Source organism: Rhodococcus sp. SGAir0479 (assembly GCF_005484805.1).
Lineage (GTDB): Bacteria > Actinomycetota > Actinomycetes > Mycobacteriales > Mycobacteriaceae > Prescottella.
The window spans coordinates 4550845-4568260 of the sequence record NZ_CP039432.1 but is presented as its reverse complement, the minus strand read 5'-3'; the positions used below and the strand labels follow the sequence as shown (position 1 = coordinate 4568260).

At 70.2% G+C, this 17416-nt stretch carries 19 protein-coding genes; 7 read left to right on the top strand and 12 right to left on the bottom strand.

Annotation, left to right across the window (positions count from 1 at the left end; all coding sequences use genetic code 11):
• The first annotated feature begins 3 nt into the window (after positions 1 to 3).
• Complete coding sequence (locus E7742_RS21150; protein WP_137800734.1) at positions 4 to 939, top strand: alpha/beta fold hydrolase; 936 nt, start codon at positions 4 to 6, stop codon at positions 937 to 939.
• An 8-nt stretch (positions 940 to 947) separates the two neighbouring features.
• Here E7742_RS21150 and marP read toward each other — a convergent pair whose 3' ends face one another.
• Genes marP through nth form a run of 4 tightly spaced genes read right to left on the bottom strand, consistent with a single transcriptional unit; the run spans position 948 to position 4274 of the window.
• Positions 948 to 2138 carry an acid resistance serine protease MarP gene (gene marP, locus E7742_RS21145; protein ID WP_137800733.1) on the bottom strand — a complete coding sequence of 397 codons (1191 nt, stop codon included), beginning with the start codon at positions 2136 to 2138 and terminating at the stop codon, positions 948 to 950.
• Complete coding sequence (locus tag E7742_RS21140) at positions 2135 to 2920, bottom strand: NUDIX hydrolase (protein ID WP_137800732.1); 786 nt, start codon at positions 2918 to 2920, stop codon at positions 2135 to 2137. The genes marP and E7742_RS21140 overlap by 4 nt, the downstream gene beginning before the upstream one ends.
• The gene (locus tag E7742_RS21135; protein ID WP_137800731.1) at positions 2917 to 3588 is read right to left on the bottom strand and encodes a TlpA family protein disulfide reductase; all 672 of its coding nucleotides are present in this window, start codon (positions 3586 to 3588) and stop codon (positions 2917 to 2919) included. Before E7742_RS21135 ends, E7742_RS21140 begins: the two co-directional genes overlap by 4 nt.
• A gap of 5 nt (positions 3589 to 3593) precedes the next feature.
• Positions 3594 to 4274, bottom strand: a complete 681-nt coding sequence (gene nth / locus E7742_RS21130; RefSeq protein WP_137801338.1) for an endonuclease III — start codon at positions 4272 to 4274, stop codon at positions 3594 to 3596.
• Positions 4275 to 4449: 175 nt separating this feature from the next.
• On the opposite strand from nth, the gene E7742_RS21125 reads away from it, so the two are divergent.
• From E7742_RS21125 to E7742_RS21105, 5 genes are all read left to right on the top strand, one after another.
• On the top strand, positions 4450 to 4722 hold the full coding sequence (locus E7742_RS21125) for a hypothetical protein (RefSeq protein ID WP_137800730.1): 273 nt from the start codon (positions 4450 to 4452) through the stop codon (positions 4720 to 4722).
• Positions 4723 to 4767: 45 nt separating this feature from the next.
• The gene (locus tag E7742_RS21120; RefSeq protein WP_137800729.1) at positions 4768 to 5844 is read left to right on the top strand and encodes a hypothetical protein; all 1077 of its coding nucleotides are present in this window, start codon (positions 4768 to 4770) and stop codon (positions 5842 to 5844) included.
• A 209-nt stretch (positions 5845 to 6053) separates the two neighbouring features.
• On the top strand, positions 6054 to 6728 hold the full coding sequence (locus E7742_RS21115; RefSeq protein WP_005515884.1) for a Crp/Fnr family transcriptional regulator: 675 nt from the start codon (positions 6054 to 6056) through the stop codon (positions 6726 to 6728).
• A 184-nt stretch (positions 6729 to 6912) separates the two neighbouring features.
• Positions 6913 to 7761 carry an alpha/beta hydrolase gene (locus E7742_RS21110; protein ID WP_137800728.1) on the top strand — a complete coding sequence of 283 codons (849 nt, stop codon included), beginning with the start codon at positions 6913 to 6915 and terminating at the stop codon, positions 7759 to 7761.
• A gap of 130 nt (positions 7762 to 7891) precedes the next feature.
• Positions 7892 to 8824: a LysR substrate-binding domain-containing protein gene (locus E7742_RS21105; protein ID WP_137800727.1), complete on the top strand. Its 933-nt coding sequence runs from the start codon at positions 7892 to 7894 to the stop codon at positions 8822 to 8824.
• 77 nt (positions 8825 to 8901) lie between these two features.
• Here the strand turns inward: E7742_RS21105 and E7742_RS21100 are convergent, their stop codons facing one another.
• The 6 genes from E7742_RS21100 to E7742_RS21075 form a co-directional block, all read right to left on the bottom strand.
• Entirely contained in the window at positions 8902 to 10239 is a 1338-nt protein-coding gene (locus E7742_RS21100; protein ID WP_137800726.1) for an MFS transporter, read from the bottom strand.
• Between the two features lie 168 nt (positions 10240 to 10407).
• On the bottom strand, positions 10408 to 11406 hold the full coding sequence (locus E7742_RS21095; protein WP_217497514.1) for an amidohydrolase family protein: 999 nt from the start codon (positions 11404 to 11406) through the stop codon (positions 10408 to 10410).
• Between the two features lies 1 nt (position 11407).
• Positions 11408 to 11929 (bottom strand): 3-hydroxyanthranilate 3,4-dioxygenase, encoded by a 522-nt coding sequence (locus E7742_RS21090; protein ID WP_137800725.1) that lies wholly within the window; start codon positions 11927 to 11929, stop codon positions 11408 to 11410.
• Entirely contained in the window at positions 11926 to 12384 is a 459-nt protein-coding gene (locus E7742_RS21085) for a RidA family protein (protein ID WP_137800724.1), read from the bottom strand. The genes E7742_RS21090 and E7742_RS21085 overlap by 4 nt, the downstream gene beginning before the upstream one ends.
• Positions 12381 to 13151 carry a 2-keto-4-pentenoate hydratase gene (locus E7742_RS21080; RefSeq protein WP_137800723.1) on the bottom strand — a complete coding sequence of 257 codons (771 nt, stop codon included), beginning with the start codon at positions 13149 to 13151 and terminating at the stop codon, positions 12381 to 12383. Before E7742_RS21080 ends, E7742_RS21085 begins: the two co-directional genes overlap by 4 nt.
• 37 nt (positions 13152 to 13188) lie before the next feature.
• A complete protein-coding gene (locus E7742_RS21075; protein WP_137800722.1) occupies positions 13189 to 14664 on the bottom strand; it encodes a 2-hydroxymuconic semialdehyde dehydrogenase in 1476 nt (491 codons plus the stop codon).
• Positions 14665 to 14845: 181 nt separating this feature from the next.
• Here E7742_RS21075 and E7742_RS21070 point away from each other — a divergent pair, with 181 nt between their 5' ends.
• Complete coding sequence (locus E7742_RS21070; protein ID WP_175420546.1) at positions 14846 to 15646, top strand: SDR family NAD(P)-dependent oxidoreductase; 801 nt, start codon at positions 14846 to 14848, stop codon at positions 15644 to 15646.
• Between the two features lie 7 nt (positions 15647 to 15653).
• Here E7742_RS21070 and E7742_RS21065 read toward each other — a convergent pair whose 3' ends face one another.
• Complete coding sequence (locus E7742_RS21065; protein WP_137800720.1) at positions 15654 to 16439, bottom strand: MBL fold metallo-hydrolase; 786 nt, start codon at positions 16437 to 16439, stop codon at positions 15654 to 15656.
• A gap of 126 nt (positions 16440 to 16565) precedes the next feature.
• Complete coding sequence (locus E7742_RS21060; protein ID WP_137800719.1) at positions 16566 to 17330, bottom strand: SDR family NAD(P)-dependent oxidoreductase; 765 nt, start codon at positions 17328 to 17330, stop codon at positions 16566 to 16568.
• Positions 17331 to 17416 lie beyond the last annotated feature (86 nt).

The following is a 17416-nucleotide window of genomic DNA, read 5'->3' as shown; positions in this document are numbered from 1 at the left end:
CCAGTGACCAGACCCGACCCGTCCACGGTCCGTTTCGACGGACCGTGGACGCATCGTGACATCCACGCGAACGGCATCCGGATCCATGTCGCGGAGACCGGACCGTCGCGGCCCGACGCCCCGCTCGTGGTGCTGCTGCATGGCTTCGCGGACTTCTGGTGGACGTGGCGCCACCAGCTGCCCGCGTTCGCGGACGCAGGCTTCCGCACCGTCGCCGTGGATCTGCGCGGGTACGGCGACACCGACACCCCGCCCCGCGGCTACGACGGCTGGACCCTCGCGGGCGACATCGCCGGCCTGATCCGGGCGATGGGACATTCGGACGCCACGCTGATCGGGCACGCCGACGGCGGGCTCGTCTGCTGGGCGACCGCGTTGCTGCACCCGCGGCTCGTGACGTCGATCGGCCTGATCAGCTCCCCGCACCCCATCACGCTCAAACGGGCGGTGCTGCGCGATCGCCGCCAGCGGCGGGCGCTGCTGCCGACGTTCCTCGATTACCAGGTGCCGTGGCGTCCCGAGCGCCGGCTGGTCCGCGACGGCGGTGCCGAGGTCGAGCGGCTGTTGCGTGCCCGGTCCGGGCCGGCCTGGCCGAAGTCCGCCGAGTTCGCCGAGGTCGTCGGGCGGCTCCGGTCGGCGATCCAGATTCCCGGCGTGGCGCACTCCGCGCTCGAGTACCAGCGGTGGGCGTTCCGCAGCCAGTTCCGGCCCGACGGGCGCCGCTTCATGACCGCGATGGACGCCCGGCTGCAGATCCCCGTGCTGCAGGTGCACGGCGATCTCGACCCCTACGTGCTCGCCGGCACCATCGAACGCTCGGCGGAGTACGCGCCGGGACGACAGCTGCACCGCGTCGCCGGGGCCGGACACTTCGCTCACCAGGAGGCGCCCGACGAGGTCACGGCCGAGCTCACCCGCTTCGCGCTCGCCTCCCGCTGACCCGCAGGTCAGACGATGCACACCCCGGTACCGACCGCGGCGGTCGATCCGTCGGCCTGCTGAAGCTGCTTGGACACCTCGTCGGCGGTGAGCACGAAGCCGGTGTCGCTGTCGTCCACGGCGGCGCCGAACACGACACCGAGCACGCGGCCCTGATCGTCCACCAGCGGGCCCCCGGAGTTGCCCTGCCGGATCGACCCCCGGACCGTGTACACCTCGCGCTCGACCGTCCCCGACCGGTAGATGTCCGGGCCGCGGAGGTCGAGGACCTCGCGGATGCGGGCGGCGCTGGCCGTGTACGGTCCGCCGCCCGGATATCCGAGGACGATCGCGTTGTCTCCGGTGCGGGCCTGTTCCGGCGCGAAGGCCAGCGTCCTGGCGGTGAGCCCGGGCACGTCCAGCACGGCGACGTCGACGGCGGGATCGAACACCACGACTCGGGCGTCGAGCGGCCCGTTGGCGGTGTCGACGGTGACCGAGGACGTACCGGCGACGACGTGCGCGTTCGTCATCACCCGCTCGGGCCCGACGACGAATCCGGACCCCTCGAGGGCTTTCTGGCAGCTCGGGGCGGCGCCCCGGATCCGCAGCACGCTCGACTGCACCTGCTGGGCGACCGGGCTGGCGAGGACGCTCGCATCCGGCGGATCCACGCTGGTGATGGGTGTGCGGCCGAACGGACCGATGACGTCCGGCAGCCCGGAGGTGTCGAGGAGTGCCGAGAATTCGCTCGGCACCTCCCGCAGCCAGTCGGGCGCCACGTCGTCGACGGTGCTGAGCACCTTGGACCCGCGGACCGCGGTCGCGACGTCGGCCTGCGTGGAGGTGGTCAGCGGGATGGCGAGCAGCCACGCGGCGACCAGCACCGCGACGAGTTGCAGGCCGGCGCCGACGAAACTGTCGACACCACGCGCCACCGGGCTGTGCATGCCGCTGCGCGCGGCCCGGCCCAGCACCATGCCGGCGACTTCACCGATCACCACCAGCACCACGATCAGCGCGATGCCGGCGAGTACCCGCGTGCGGCCCTCTTCGACGTGGACAAGCACGTGCGGGGCGATCAGGATGCCGGCGACCGCGCCGAGCACGACGCCCAGGAACGCCAGCGCGGACGCCACCGCCCCCTGCCGCCAGCCCGACGACGCGGCCAGCAACGCAACGAGGACGATCGCCAGGTCGATCCATCCGGATCCGCTCAACGCTCCCCCATCCTTCCGGTCGGGTGGTGGCCGAATTCTCCGGCGCCGTCCTTGTCGTCCACACCGGTCGCGACCCGCGTGAGTGTCACGTCGAGGTCGCGTACGTCGTGGTGGTCCCAGGGAAGTTCCCAGCCGGACACCGCGAGCAGCCCCGCGAGCACCCCGGCGGTGAACCCCCACACGAGCATCCCGTCCACCTCGAACGCCGGCCCCTGATATCCGGCACGGTGCCGCACCTGGAACCGGTTGTCGGGGTCGATCAGATCGTGCAGCGACACCCGCACGACCCGTTCGGCCTCCGCGACGTCGACGACCCGGACGGGGCTGGGGTCGCGCCAGTACGCCAGCACCGGAGTGACGTCGAACCCCGACGGCGGAATGAAGATCTCGGGCAGCGTCGCGAGCGGCTGGACGCCGGCCCGGACCAGCCCGGTCTCCTCCTCGGCCTCGCGGAGAGCGGTGTCGACCGGACCGTCGTCCTCGGGATCGGCGGCGCCACCGGGAAACGCGACCTGACCACTGTGCTGCCGCATCGTCGACGCCCGCTGCGTCAGCAGCACGTCGGCGTCCGCGGGCAGGCCGCCGATCGCCAACGGGTCGGGCCGCGCCGACCCGCCGAACAGCACCAGAACCGCGGCCGCGCGCACCTTCGCCCCCTTCGGGGACCGGCGCTCGAGCACTGGATTGACGCGATCGGGGTCGGCCGGCGGAACGGTCGTGACCGCCCGCAACCACTCGGGTGCGGCGTCGGGATTCAGCGCGCGCTGCTGGTGACGGCTCATGCGGCGACGCCGAGGTACTGCTGAACGGCGTCGGCGATCTCGTCGACGCTGCGGAACTGCTGCGGCAGGACCTTGGCGACCGTGCCGTCCGGGCGGATCAGCACCGACACCGGCAGCACGGCCGGGGAGCCGACCGCGGCCTGGACGCGCGCGGACCCGTCCTGCACGCCCGGCAGGTGGACGTCGTACTCCGCCAGGCGCGCGAGCCCGTTGGCCTCGTTGGAATCGGTGTGCACCGTCAGAACGGTAACCGCGTCACCCGCCTGAGCCGCGTACTGCTGCAGATACGGCAGTTCCTCGCGGCACGGCCCGCACCAATAGGCCCAGATGTTGAGCAGCACGGGCTTGCCCGCCAGCGCCGCGGCCAGGTCGACGCGGCTGCCGTCGCCGATGCACTCGAGCGTGATGCCCTTCAGGACCGCACCGTCCGGGACCGGCGCCGCAGGCGCGGGGCAGGCCGCGAGTGCGGCGTCGGTGCGCAGCGCCGCCAGCGCCTCGGGGGTGTCGTCGCCGCGCCGCTCCTGCTGCGACGTAGACCGCCCCGCGCCCGGGTAATCGGCCACCTCGGCGTCGTCGTCGCCCTTGTCCCGTGGCCAGATGGCCACGATCAGCGCCACCACCACGACGAACGCGACCAGGCTCCATCGCGCCGCACTCGAAACACGCATACCTCTCACATACCCGCCAACTCGAGAAGATGCTCGGTCTCCGGGCCCTTCACCAGCTTGGCCGCCGCCACCTTGTCGGTCGGGCCGGTGCCGTACGACGGGCAGTCCTTCGCGAGCACACAGACCCCGCACGCCGGCTTGCGCGCATGGCACACCCGGCGGCCGTGGAAGATCACGCGGTGGGACAGGTCGGTCCACTCCTTGCGCTCGATGAGCGCTCCGACCGCGTGCTCGACCTTGACCGGGTCCGTCTCCTCGGTCCACTGCCACCGCCGGACGAGGCGACCGAAGTGCGTGTCCACTGTGATTCCCGGCACGCCGAACGCGTTTCCGAGGACGACGTTCGCAGTCTTGCGACCGATACCGGGAAGTGTCACGAGGTCCTTCAGCTTGTCCGGAACTTCACCGTCGTAACGCTCGAGGAGCGCCTGGCCCAGACCGATGAGCGAGTTCGCCTTGTTGCGATAGAACCCGGTGGTGCGGATGTACTCCTCGAGCTCCGTCCGGTCCGCCTCGGCGTAGTCGCGGGCGTCGCGATAACGCGCGAACAGCGCGGGAGTCACCTGGTTGACGCGGACATCCGTGCACTGCGCCGACAGGATCGTCGCGACCGTCAGCTCGAGCGGCGTGGTGAAGTCGAGCTCGCAGTAGACGTGCGGAAACGCCTCCTTCAACCGGCGGTTCATCCGGCGCGCCCGCCGCACGAGCGCGAGCCGGGACTCGCCCGTGGCGGGGTTCGCCGCGCCCGGATTGCGGTCGTCTGCTGAGGTCGCCTGCACCCCGACAACTCTACGGACAGGCGTGCCGGTCGGATTCCGGGCCGTGTCGATTCTGAGACCTTCGCAGTGTTTACTTCGCTCTATGCAAGGTCTGGCTGTCGTGCTGTTTCCAGCGCTCCTCATGCTGTTCGCACTGGCCATGGAGCGCGTCGAGTTCCGGCTGCGCCGACTGACGGTCCGGGAGCAGGAGGTCGAGGAGTTCCTCGACCAGGCCAGCCAGGACGAGGTGGCGACGCTCGCGTCGGAGGGATTCCCGCACGCGCTCGCCCGGTTCCACCGTCGTCGCAAGCGTGGCGTCCGCGCCGACCCGGGCATCGTCGCCCCCGACACCGGGAGCGCGCGCCGCGCCAGCTGATATGCGTCACACCGATCACCCCCTCCCTGCGCCGGAGTCGCCGCGTTGATTGTCGGCGTCGCCACTGACTCGGGCTTTTCCTCACGACTCGCGGAAGCGGTCTCGCGCCGCATTCCGGCGTGGGTCGCCGACGTGGCGGGCTGCGATCCCGACGACGTCGCCGTCGAGGACATCGCGCTGCCGCTGCCGCCCGGACCGGACGGGTTGCCCGCGGTCGACGACTGGTACACCGCCGCGGCCGTCGACGGTCGCTTCGACATCGTGCTGGTGTTCTCGGAGATGCCCCGCTCGGAGAAGGGGCGGGTGCTGGTCGCCGAGATCGTCGGTTCCGACGTCGCCGTCTTCTACACCCCCGCCCTCGGTGTCCTCCGCGCCGGCCGCCGCGCGCAGGAGATCGTCGAGCACACCCTGGTCGAACTGCTCGGTGAGAGCGAGCACGGCCGGACCCCGCCGCAGCGCCGTCTGGTGTGGGCCGCCGACGACAGCGGTGCCCGGCGCCGCTTGCTCTACGTGGCCCCGTTCGCCCGTCCCCGGCTCCTCGCCGGCATGATCCGCGGGAACCGGCCGTGGCGGCTCGTGCCGACCCTCTCGGGGGCGTTCGGCGCCGCCAGCGCCGCGTCCGCGTTCGGCATCTTCTACGCCAGCATCTGGCAGATGGCCGTCGCGATGAGCGTCTTCCGGCTGGTGCTCGTCTCCCTCGCCGCCACGGTCGCGATGAGTCTGTGGCTCATCCTCCCCAACGGTCTCTGGGAGCGTCGGGTGTTCCGCAGCGCCCGCTCGGACCGGGTGCTCTACAACTCCGCGACGGTGGGGACCGTGGTCGCCGGCGTGTTGTGCATGTACGCGCTGCTCCTGGTCGCCGTGCTGGTGACCGCGTTCGTGGTGGTGCCCGAGAACTATCTGGCGGCGCAGCTCGAGAGCACGGTCTCCGCGGCCACGTACATCCGGCTGGCGTGGTTGGCCGCCTCCCTGGGCATCGTGGCGGGCGCCGTCGGATCGTCGGCCGCCGACAAGACCGAGATCCTGCGGGCCACCTACGGGCGCCGGGAGGTGGAACGGCGCGAGATGGTGGGACGCCAACTGCGGGACACCGCCACCACGTCGGATGCCCCGGAGGAATGACGCCGCCCCGGTCGTCCACGAAGCGGTGCGGGAGGCCGCGCCGGGCCGGCGGTCGGCACCCCCGATTTTCGAAGACGTGAAACTCTACGCGGTGTCCGTGACTCGTCACACAGCCGCGGCAAGTAGACTTTGTTCTCGTACTAGTTGCATGTGACCCGAGTCGCCGTGCAGCAACTTGCATCGATGAATCAGTTTTTAAAGGAGCGCACGTGGACGAGGTCCTGGCCAGAGCCGGCATCTTCCAAGGAGTCGAGCCCTCGGCGGTGGCTGCGCTGGTCAAGCAGCTTCAGCCCGTCGATTTCCCCCGCGGGCACGTCATCTTCAACGAGGGTGAGCCCGGCGACCGCCTGTACATCATCGTCTCCGGCAAGGTGAAGCTCGGCCGCCGCTCGCCCGACGGTCGCGAGAACCTGCTGACGATCATGGGCCCGTCGGACATGTTCGGCGAGCTCTCCATCTTCGATCCCGGCCCCCGCACGTCGACCGCCACCACGGTCACCGAGGTGCGCGCCGTGAGCATGGACCGCGACGCTCTCAAGTCGTGGATCGACCAGCGCCCGGAGATCGCGGAGCAGCTCCTGCGCGTCCTCGCGCGTCGCCTGCGCCGCACCAACAACAACCTGGCCGACCTGATCTTCACGGACGTCCCGGGTCGCGTCGCGAAGGCGCTGCTGCAGCTCGCGCAGCGTTTCGGCACCCAGGAGGCCGGCTCGCTGCGCGTGACGCACGACCTCACGCAGGAGGAGATCGCGCAGCTCGTCGGCGCGTCGCGTGAGACCGTCAACAAGGCCCTGGCCGACTTCGCGCACCGCGGCTGGCTGCGCCTCGAGGGCAAGAGCGTGCTGATCTCCGACTCGGAGCGGCTGGCGCGCCGCGCCCGCTGACCCCGGCCGGGTCGGCGACCCAGCAGACCGTCCGAAGCCGTCCATCCCACAGGGGTGGGCGGCTTCGCTGCGTCTCGTGCCCGGGCGCCGCGTGCTCGGCACCCGACAGGAATAGCAGAACCGGTATATCTCGGGCCGAATTTCGCATTCGACAGGCATTCGGTCCGCGCCAGAGGATGGGACCGTGACCGACCCGCAGATCGACGTGGACTACAACGTCCGCAACACCGTCTCGCCCGAACTGTTCGACGCCACCATCGACGAGTACCGGCGTCGCTCTCGGGAGGCGGTCGACGGCCTCGACGGATTCGCCGAGGTGCGGTTCGACCCCGACAGCGCCGAGCGCCTCGACGTCTGGGGCACGGGGCGGGCGTTGCGTCCGGCGTTCGTCGCGATCCACGGCGGGTACTGGCGCGCGCTCTCGCGACACCACACGGCCTTCATGGCCCGCATGCTCGACGACGCCGGTGTCGCCACGGTCGCGGTCGACTACGGCCTGGCACCCCACACCCCGCTCGAGGAGATCGTCCGCCAGGTCCGCGCGGCGGTCGCCTGGGTGTATCACCACGGCGCCGAGCACGGGCTGGACCGGAACCGGATCATCGTGGGCGGCAGTTCGGCCGGTGGGCACCTGACCGCCGCCACCATGACGTCCGGGTGGCAGGCCGGGTTCGGGCTGCCCGACGACGTCGTCCGCGCGGCCATGCCGATCAGCGGCCTGTTCGACATCCGCCCGCTCGTACGCTCGTTCGCCAACGAGTGGCTCCACCTCGACGACGCGCGCGCGAGCGCACTGAGCCCGCTGCTGTGCGTCGGCGACGGCGGACCGCGCGCCGTGGTGGCGGTGGCCGAGCACGACGGCGTCGGCTTCCTCGCCCAGAGCCGCAGATTCCACGACGCCTGGAGTCGTCGGGCGCCCAGCGAGTTGATCGTCGTGCCGGACCGCAATCACTACGACGTCTTCCTCGACCTGGCCGACCCGGATTCCGCGCTCGGCGCAGCCCTGCTCGGTCTCTTCGCCGATCTGACGTGAGCCGGTGGACGGGCGCCGTCCACCACTCGGCGGTCCAGCCGAAACCTGGTCGGCCGCAGCATGGTTGCGCCGTGCAACCACCAATTCGCTGACGGTATACGCGCATTCGGTACGTCGGTAGGATCCCCCCATGGACATGCCCAAACTGCTGGACGGGCGCCTCAAGCTCCGCCACCTGCTGCTCGTCGACGCTCTCACCAGCCAGGGCAGTGTGGTCGCCGCGGCCGCCGCGCTGCACGTGACGCAGCCGGTCGCCACCCGCAGTCTGCACGAGCTCGAATCCATTCTCGGGGTGTCGCTGTACGACCGGGGTCCGCGCGGGATCACGCCCACGGTCTTCGGTGACGCGTTCACCACCCACGCCCGGGCGGTCATCGCGCAGCTGACCCAGGCCGGCCGACACGTCGTGGAGCTGGCCGACGCCGACCGGGGAACCGTGGTCGTGGGCACCCATCTGGCGGGCTCCAACGTCCTGTTGCCGGGCGCGATCGCCCGATTGAAGAACGAACGGCCGCTGCTCACCGTCGTGGTACGCGAAGGTACGCCCGAGATGCTGATGACCGAACTGCAGTCCGGCCGAATCGATCTCGTCGTCGGCCGACTGACCTCCCCCACCGACGAGTCCGCGGTCCGCCGCACCCTCTACGCGGAGTCGGTCGAACTGGTGACCCGACGTGAACACCCGCTGGCGGACCGGGCCGAGATCCGTCTGGACGACCTCACGGACTTCCCGTGGATCCTGCCGGGAGTGGAGACCGCGCTGCGGCGCGAGCTCGAAGAGTTCTTCGCCCGGCACAGCCTCGCGCTGCCCGAGAACCGGGTGGAGGCGACGTCGTTCCTGACGGTGCGCCAACTCCTGCTCGAGACCGACATGGTCGCGGCCCTGCCGAGCCTCATCGCCCGGGACGACGCACGGCTGACGACGCTGCCGGTGCGGCTCGATCCGATCGGGCACAGCGTCGGCGTCACGCTCTCGGCCGGTCGTACACTGAGCCCGGCGGCGTCGGCGTTGGTCGACTTCCTGTCGGACTTCGCATCCGAGATCGCCACCTCCCGAACCTGATCGACACGAGGTCCGCACACGACTCGGAGCCGCCCCCCGCTGACGCGGACGACGGCTCCGAATTCCCCCGACGGGCTTCAGGCCCCGGTGGCGACGGGCGCCCTGTCGTGCATCTCGCCCCGCGACGAGTCCGGCACCACCCGGAACAGCGCGACGGCGCCGAACAGACTCAGTGCACACATGCCGACGAGATACCACGTGACGCCGGTCGACGAACCTGTCGCGTTGAGCAGCGCGGTCGCGATCATCGGGGCCAGACCGCCGCCGAGAATCGCTCCCGTCTGCAGGATCAGCGACGACCCCGAGTACCGGACCTCCACCGGGAACGTGTCGGCGATGATGCTGCCCTGCACGCAGTGCGTCACCGGCACGATGAGCCCCATCCCCAGGAACGCGACGACGGCCACCACGCCGTTGCCCGTGTTCAACAGCGGGAAGAAGACCACGCACCACACGAGGATCGCGGCCGACCCGGCGATGAACATCGTGCGGCGACCGTGCCTGTCGGCGACCCGGGTCCAGATCGGGATGGAGGCGAACCACAGGACCGCCGCGGCGGTCACACTGAGCACCAGGAACTGCTTCTCGAAGCCGAGGTGCTGGGTTCCGTACGAGAGCGAGAAGACCATGAACGCGTAGGCGACCGCCGAGTTGGCCAGAACCGCCAGCAGGGTGAGCGCCAGGCGAGGGAACCCCACCCGCAGCGCGTCCCGGAGCGGAAAACGCGAGACTCCGTTGTCGGCGACCACGCCGGCGAACGACGGCGACTCGGTCACCCGCAGCCGGATCACCAGGCCGATGGCGACGAGAACGATGCTGAGCAGGAACGGGATTCGCCAGCCCCACGACGTGAACGAGCTCTCCGACATGAGCGAGCCGGCCGTCAGGAAGATGCCGTTGGCGAGCACGAGACCGGCGGGAGTGCCCATCTGAGGGAAGCCGGCATAGAGGTTCTTCTTGCCGGCGGGCGCGTGTTCCATCGACATCAGCGTGGCTCCCGCGCCCTCGCCGCCGAGGCCGATTCCCTGCACGATGCGCATCGCCACCAGCAGAATGGGCGCCCACACACCGATGGCGTCGTAGTTGGGGATGAGGCCGATGAGGGTCGATCCCACGCCCATCATCACGAGCGAGACCACGAGCGTGGCCTTGCGGCCGATGCGGTCGCCGAAGTGCCCGAACACCAGCCCGCCGAGCGGCCGGGCGATGAACCCCACCGCGAAGGTACTGAAGGCCGCCAGGGTGCCCGCCGCCGGGCTCAGGCCCGGGAAGAACTGCTTGTTGAAGATGAGCGCGGCGGCGGTGCCGTAGAGGAAGAAGTCGTACCACTCGAGTGTGGTGCCGGCCAGGGTGGCCAGGGCGACGCGGCTACGTGCCGCGGGAGCGGCCTCGCCTCGTGTCGTGCTGTCGGTCATCACAGGTGCCTATCGGTGTCGGGACGGCGGACGAGAATCGGGGTGAGTTCTGTTCTTCGCCTTGATATTCCGGCGGCCTCTTCGGCCCCGTATCGAAAGATTGTGCACGCGTGAGATCTGGCTCACAAATGCCGAATCGGCCGCCGGCTATCTCATTTCGGGTATGGCTCAGGCGTCCGACAGCCCCAGGAACCGCATAGCGTTACCGCGCTGGATCAGGTCGCGGGTGCTCTCGTCGAGGAACTCGCTCTTGCGCACCACCTCCCCGACCGGGCGTTCGCCCAGCGGATACGGGTAGTCGCTGCCCACCATCACCCGCTCGGCGCCCACGGTGTCCACCAGCAGACGCAGCGCGCGATCGTCGAACACCACCGAATCCACGTAGAAGCGGCCCAGGTAGTGCGACGGCGGCATCTCGGACGTCCCGATGATGTCGTGGCGCCGGTGCCAGGCGTTCTCCATCCGCCCCAGCCAGAACGCGAAAGATCCACCGCCGTGCGCGAATCCGATCTTCAGACGTTCGTCGATCCGGTCGAACACGCCACCGAGGATCAGCGCCAGGATCGACAGGTGGGTCTCGGCCGGCATCGCCGTGAGCCACTGCGCCATCCAGCGGTTCAACCGTGGCGACGAGTCCATGTCCCAGGGATGGACGAACACCGGGATGTCCAGAGACGCGCAGTGCTGCAGGAAGGTGACGACCCCTTCGCTGTCGAGGTCGCGGTCGCCGACGTGGTTGCCGATCTCGACGCCGCGGTGCCCGTTGGCCACGCAGCGCTCCACCTCACGGCAGGCGGCGTCGGCGTCCTGCAACGGAACCTGGCAGAACGGGATCAGGCGGTCGGACGCCGGCGCGACGATGTCGAGTGCGAGATCGTTGAAGATGCGCGAGATGCGCTCGGCCTGCGCACCGGTGCGGCCGTAGTTGAAGAAGGCGGGCGTCGGGGACACCACCTGGGTCCGGACGCCGTCGGCGTCCATGTCCCGCAGTCGCGTCTCCGCGTCCCACGCGTCCGCCTGGATTCGACGGAATTCCTTGGAGCCCATCATGATGACGGCCTCCGCCTCGCTCTCCACCCGGAGCCACGGCGCGTCGGGCCCGGCGTCGGCGGTGAGGTCCGGCCAGCCCTTCGGGACGTAGTGGGTGTGGACGTCGATGATGCTCACGTCAGCCCTTCCCGGGGTGGAGGGCGCCGCACTCGCGGCACGTGCGCGCCTGCTCGTCCTCGTAGAACTGCACGAACACCGGCGGCAGATCCGCGACGATGTCACGCACCTGGAGCTCGATCTCGTGGATGAGGTGGTTGCATTCGAGGCAGTACCACTGGAACTTCTCGAGCGTCCCCTCGCGGCGCACCCGCTCGATGACCAAACCGATCGAGCCGGCGGTCGGGCGCTGCGGCGAGTGCGGCAGATTCCCGGGGAGCAGCCAGGTCTCGCCCTCGCGGATGTGCACGCGCTGCGGTCCGTCCTCGGTCATCACGTCGACGTGGATGTCGCCCTCGAGCTGGTAGAACCACTCCTCGTACGGGTCGAGGTGGTAGTCGGTCCGCTCGTTGGGGCCACCGACGACCTGGACGATGAAGTCGTCTCCGAGCGCCATCGTCTGGTTGTTCACCGGCGGGGCGAGCAGGTGCCGGTTCTCGGCGATCCACTTCTGGAAGTCGATGACGGGCGGGATGACGGTCATGAGCGGTCCTCCGGGTCGATGACGTCGGTGCGTCGGTGGGCGGGCAGGTAGGCCACGCCCTGGATCTCGATCAACAGGTGTGGGTGGGGAAGTTGGTGCACCGCAACAGTGGTGCGGGTCGGCCCGGTCTCGTCGAAGTACTCGGCGTACACCTCGTTGTATCCACCGAAGTCGTTCATCGAGACCAGGTACGACGTGACCTGCACGAGATCGTGCAGATCGGCGCCGACCTCGGCCAGGATCGACCGGATGTTCTCGATGACGGCGCGGGTCTGGGCCCTGATGTCGAGGTTGGTCGTACCCATCTCGTCCACCTCGACACCGACGAAGGTGTTGTCCGGGCGTCGGGAGCTGGTCCCGGAGACGTACACGAAGTCCCCGGCCACCTTCACGTGCGGGAAGCGCCCGCGGGGCGTGGCCAGACGGCCGATCACCTTGGCGGCGTTGTCGCTCATGCGATTCCCTTCACGGTCACGGCGCCCAGGCCGGCGATCTCGCAGCGGGCGGCGCCCGCGGTCAACGGTGCGGCGGCCGTGGCGGCTCCCGCGAGCACGACGTCCCCGGCCCCCAGCGGGATGCGGCGTCGACGGCACATGTCCAGCAGGGCGTGCAGCGCGTTGACTGGGTCGTCGAAAATGGCGGCGGTGGACCCGGTGACCGTGGTCTCGCCGACGGTCATCCGTACCTCGAGGTCGGCGACGTCCCGGAGCCCGGCCCACGGCCCGATCACGTACGCCGCGGCCGAGGTGTTGTCGGCGACCACGTCGGTGTACGTGAACCGGAAGTCCCGGTAGCGGGAGTCGATGATCTCCATGGCCGGGGCGACGGCGTCGACGCACGCGACGATGTCGGCGTCGGGGTCGTCCAGGTCGACGTCGCACGCGATCCGGTACGCCACCTCGGGTTCGATCTTGGGATGGATGAGGCGGTGCAGGTCCACGTCCGCGCCGTCCTCGACCTGCATCGCGTCGGTGAGCCGGCCCACGATGACGTCGGAGACGCCCATCTGCGCCATCTTGGCCTTGCTGGTGAATCCGAGTTTGACGCCCACGATCCGTTCCCCGCGGCCGAGGCGGCGCGCGACGAGCGCCTCCTGGATGCGGTACGCGTCGTCGATGTCGACGGCGTTGTCGTCGGCCAGGCTGAGGGTGTCGTGGACGCCGGTCTGCGCGTCGTCCAGCCGCGCGGCCAGCGCCGCGATCTCGTTGCTGTTCAGTGTCATCGGTCTTCGCTTTCCACGTGGTCGATCCTCGGTCCGGTCACAACGCCACGCACACGTTGGTGGGCTCGGTGTAGAAGTGCAGCGACGACTCGCCGCCCTCCCGCCCGATCCCGGAGAGCCCGACACCGCCGAACGGCGATCGCAGCTCGCGGGTGAACCACGTGTTGACCCAGGAGATTCCGACGTTCATCTTCTGGGCCACGCGGTGCCCGCGACGCAGGTCGTCGGTCCACACCGCGGCCGCGAGGCCGTACTTGGTGTCGTTCGCCAGCGCCACCGCCTCCTCCTCGGTGCCGAACGGCACCAGCGCGGCGACGGGGCCGAAGATCTCCTCGCGCAGGACCGGGTCCTGGTTGGTCAGGCCGGTCCACAGCGTCGGCTGGATCCACGACCCGAACGCGAACTTCTCGCCCACGTCCGGGATCCCGCCACCGGTGAGCACCTTCGCGCCCGACTGCTCGGCCATCCGGAAGAAACTCAGCACCTTGTCGCGGTGGCCCTGCGAGATCAGCGGGCCGGTGGTGGTCGCGTCGTCCGCGGGGTCGCCCAGCCGCAGCCGCTCGGCGCGTTCGGCCAGGCCGGTCGCGACGTCGTCGAAGATCGAGCGGTGCACGTACACCCGCTCGGTGCACAGGCACACCTGACCGGTGTTGGTGAACACCGACTTGGTGAGTCCGGTCAGCGCCTCGTCGAGGTCGACGTCGTCGAAGACGATCGCGGCGTTCTTGCCACCCAGCTCGAAGGAGACCGGACGCACCCGCGGCGCCACGGTCTTCATCACGTGCGAGCCGGTCGCGGACGAGCCCGTGAAGGTGACGCCGTCGATGCCGGGATGTGTCGTGAGGTACTCCCCGGCGGAGTTTCCGCCGAAGCCGTGCACCACGTTGTACACACCGGCGGGCAGCCCCACCTCGGCGAGCACCTCGGCGAGCAGGGTCGCGGTCGCCGGGGTCTCCTCGCTGGGCTTGACGACCACCGCGTTGCCGCACGCGAGTGCGGGCGCCACCTTCCACGTGAGCAGCAGCAGCGGCAGGTTCCACGGCACGATCACCGCGACGACGCCCAGCGGCTTGCGGACCGCGTAGTTGAGCGCCTGCCGACCGCCGGCCAGATCGGTCATGAACGATTCCTGGCCCGCCGCGGAGACGATGTCGGCGAAGGTGCGGAAGTTGGTGAGCGCGCGGGCGACGTCGAGTTCCCGCGCCTGCGTGATCGGCTTGCCGGTGTCGGCCATCTCGGCGGCGACGAACTCCTCGAACCGCTCCTCGATCCGGTCCGCGGCCCGCCGCAGCAGCGCGGCGCGCTCCCGGACGGGGGTGTCGGCCCAGCCGTCCGCGAGGGCGCGGCGGGCCGACGCGACGGCCCGGTCGACGAGCGCCTGGTCGGCCTCGTGCACCTGGGCGAGCACGCGCCCGGTCGCCGGATCGACCCGGTCGAAGCCGCGCCGAAGGTCGGGATCGACGAAGGTGCCGTCGACGAAGTTACGGATCCAGCCGTCGAGGGTTGCAGTCATGGATCAATGGTCGAGCCCCGATCCATACCGAACAAATACCGAAACTGCTTCTGCTCATACCCGAAACGGCATACCTGCCGCACAGCGGCCTTCTCCCTCTGAGCGGGAGACGATCACAACTTTCCCGGCTGCCTCCGCTTACCTGGGACCGGCCGCACGGACCACGGAGAGGACGGCACACATGAACACTCGCCTGGACGGCAAGCGACTGGTCGTGACCGGCGGCGCGAGCGGGATCGGACGCGCGTGCGCCGTCGAGGCCGCGCGTGCCGGGGCGGCCGTGCTGGTCGCCGACCGTCACCTGGACGCCGCACGAGACGTGGCAGAGTCGATCCGCGCCGACGGCGGGCGTGCCGAGGCGTTCGCGGTGGACGTCACGGACGCGGAGCGGTGCGAACAGATGGCCGATCGGGCCGCCGAGACACTCGGCGGTGTCGACGGACTGATCGCCGCGGCCGGGATCAGTGCGGCGGCCCTGCCCGGCGATCCCGCGGAGCACGACGGGTCGGCGGCCGGACTGGACTGGTCGACCGACGTCTGGCGCCGCGTCCTCGACGTCAACCTCGACGGCCTCATGTACTGCGATCGCGCGGTCGCCCGCCACCTGATCGCGGCCGGCGACGGCGGGTCCATCGTCAACATCGCCTCCATCTCGGCCGCGTGGACCAGTGGCAACGCATCGGCCTACTCGGTCTCGAAGGCGGGCGCCTGGATGCTGACCAAGGCACTGTCGATCGAGTTCGCGGCACACGGCATCCGCGTCAACGCGGTGGGGCCGGGCTTCACCGAGACCCCCATGACCGCCGCCACCCGCAGCGACGACACCGCCCGCAACGACATCGTCGCCCGAACCCCGTTGGGCCGCTTCGGCAGACCCGAGGAGATCGCGGCCGCCGCGCTGTTCCTGGCGAGCGACGCCGCGTCCTTCGTGACGGGGTCGATCCTCTACGTCGACGGCGGGTTCGACGCGTACTCCCGCTAGCCCTCGGTCAGGTGCGCAGGTACTCGAGCTGCACCCGCACCGACTGCTCGGCGGCCGGCCACAGCGTCTCGTCGACGTCGGTGTAGACGTGCTCCACCACCGCGCGCACGTCGGCGTCGGCGCCCAGCGCGTCGAGCGCGCCGCGCACCTGGTCGAGCCGCTCCTCGCGGTGCGCGAGATAGAACTTGGCGACCGCCTCGAGATCGGGCAGGTCCGGGCCGTGTCCGGGCAGGACCGTCCGGCCCGGACCGAGGTCGATGAGCAGCCGCATCGAATCGAGGTAGTCCCGCAGATTGCCGTCCGACGCGTCCAGCACGGTGGTGCCGCGGCCGAGGATGGTGTCGGCGGTGAGCACCGATCCCTCCTCCTCGATCACGAACGACACCGAGTCGGCGGTGTGACCGGGAGTCCGGAGCACCCGCAGGGTCAGCCCGGCCGCCTCGATCAGCTCGTCGTGCTCGAGTCCGCCGCCGCCCCCGCGCCGGAACTCCTCACGCACGGCACGCACCGGGGCGCCGGTCAGTGCGAAGAACCGGTCGATGCCGCCGGTGTGGTCGTGGTGCCGGTGCGAGACGAGCGTCAGCACCACGGTGCCGGCACCGGCGACGCGCGCGAGATGGTCGGGGTCGTCGTCACCGGGGTCGACGACGACGCACTCGTCACTGCCCGGCACCCGCAGGATCCAGGTGTTGGTGCCCTCGAGCGAGTACATGCTCGGGTTGTTCTCCAGGATCACCGCCGCGATCGGCGTGACCTGGCGCAACTGGGCGTACGCGGGGTGCTGAAGCGTCATCGACGCACCTTTCCTGACGGGTCGGCGGCCTGGCCGGTGGGATCCGGGACCGAATCCGGTCCTCACTGTACGACCCCACCGGCCCGACGCCCGAACGACCCGACACCTGGTGCGCCGCAACCGCACTCACATGTGGGTGCCGCCGTCGATCCGGATCTCGGTGCCGGTGACGAACGCGCCGTCGTCGGACGCCAGCATCGCCACCACGCCGGCGACGGTCTCGGGGCCGGCGAACCCCTCACCGATCCACGGGTAGAGCTTGCCGATGAGGCTGGCGTCGACACCCTCGGGGAAGCCGGGGTTGCTGGTCATGCCGGACGCGATGCTGCCGGGCGCGACCGCGACGGCGCGCAGCCCCTGCTTGGCGTACTCGAGCGCGACGGCGTGGGTGAACGCCTGGATGCCGCCCTTCGACGCCGCGTAGGCCGCCATGTAGGGGTGCGCGAACTGCGCCGAGGTGGAACTGAAGTTCACCACCACGCCCTTGCCCGTCTCGAGCAGCGCGGGCAGCGCCTGGCGGGTGACGAGGAACGTGCCGGTGAGGTTGGTGCCGACGACCTTGTTCCAGAACTCGAGCTCGGTCTCGTGGGTGTGCGACGCGCGCAGGATGCCGGCGGCGTTGACCAGTACGTCGAGCCCGCCGAGGTCGGCGATCGCGCCGCCGAGGTTCTCCCGGACGGAGTTCTCGTCGGAGATGTCGGCGACGACGGTCCGCAGCCGGTCGGCGACCCCGGCCTCCTCGGCGCGCTCACGCGTCACCGTCAGGCCGGCCTCGACGACGTCGGCGCCGGTGACGAGGCCGCCCTCCTCGAGGATGCGGGCCACGACGGCCTGGCCGATGCCGGATCCGGCGCCGGTGACGAGGACACGACGTCCTTCGAATCGCTTCATGATCTCTCCTGGGTCGTCTGCGGTCCGGTACCGGACCTTCCTGGCACACTAAGCCGAAGTGGCACGTCGTGTCACGCATTTCTTCG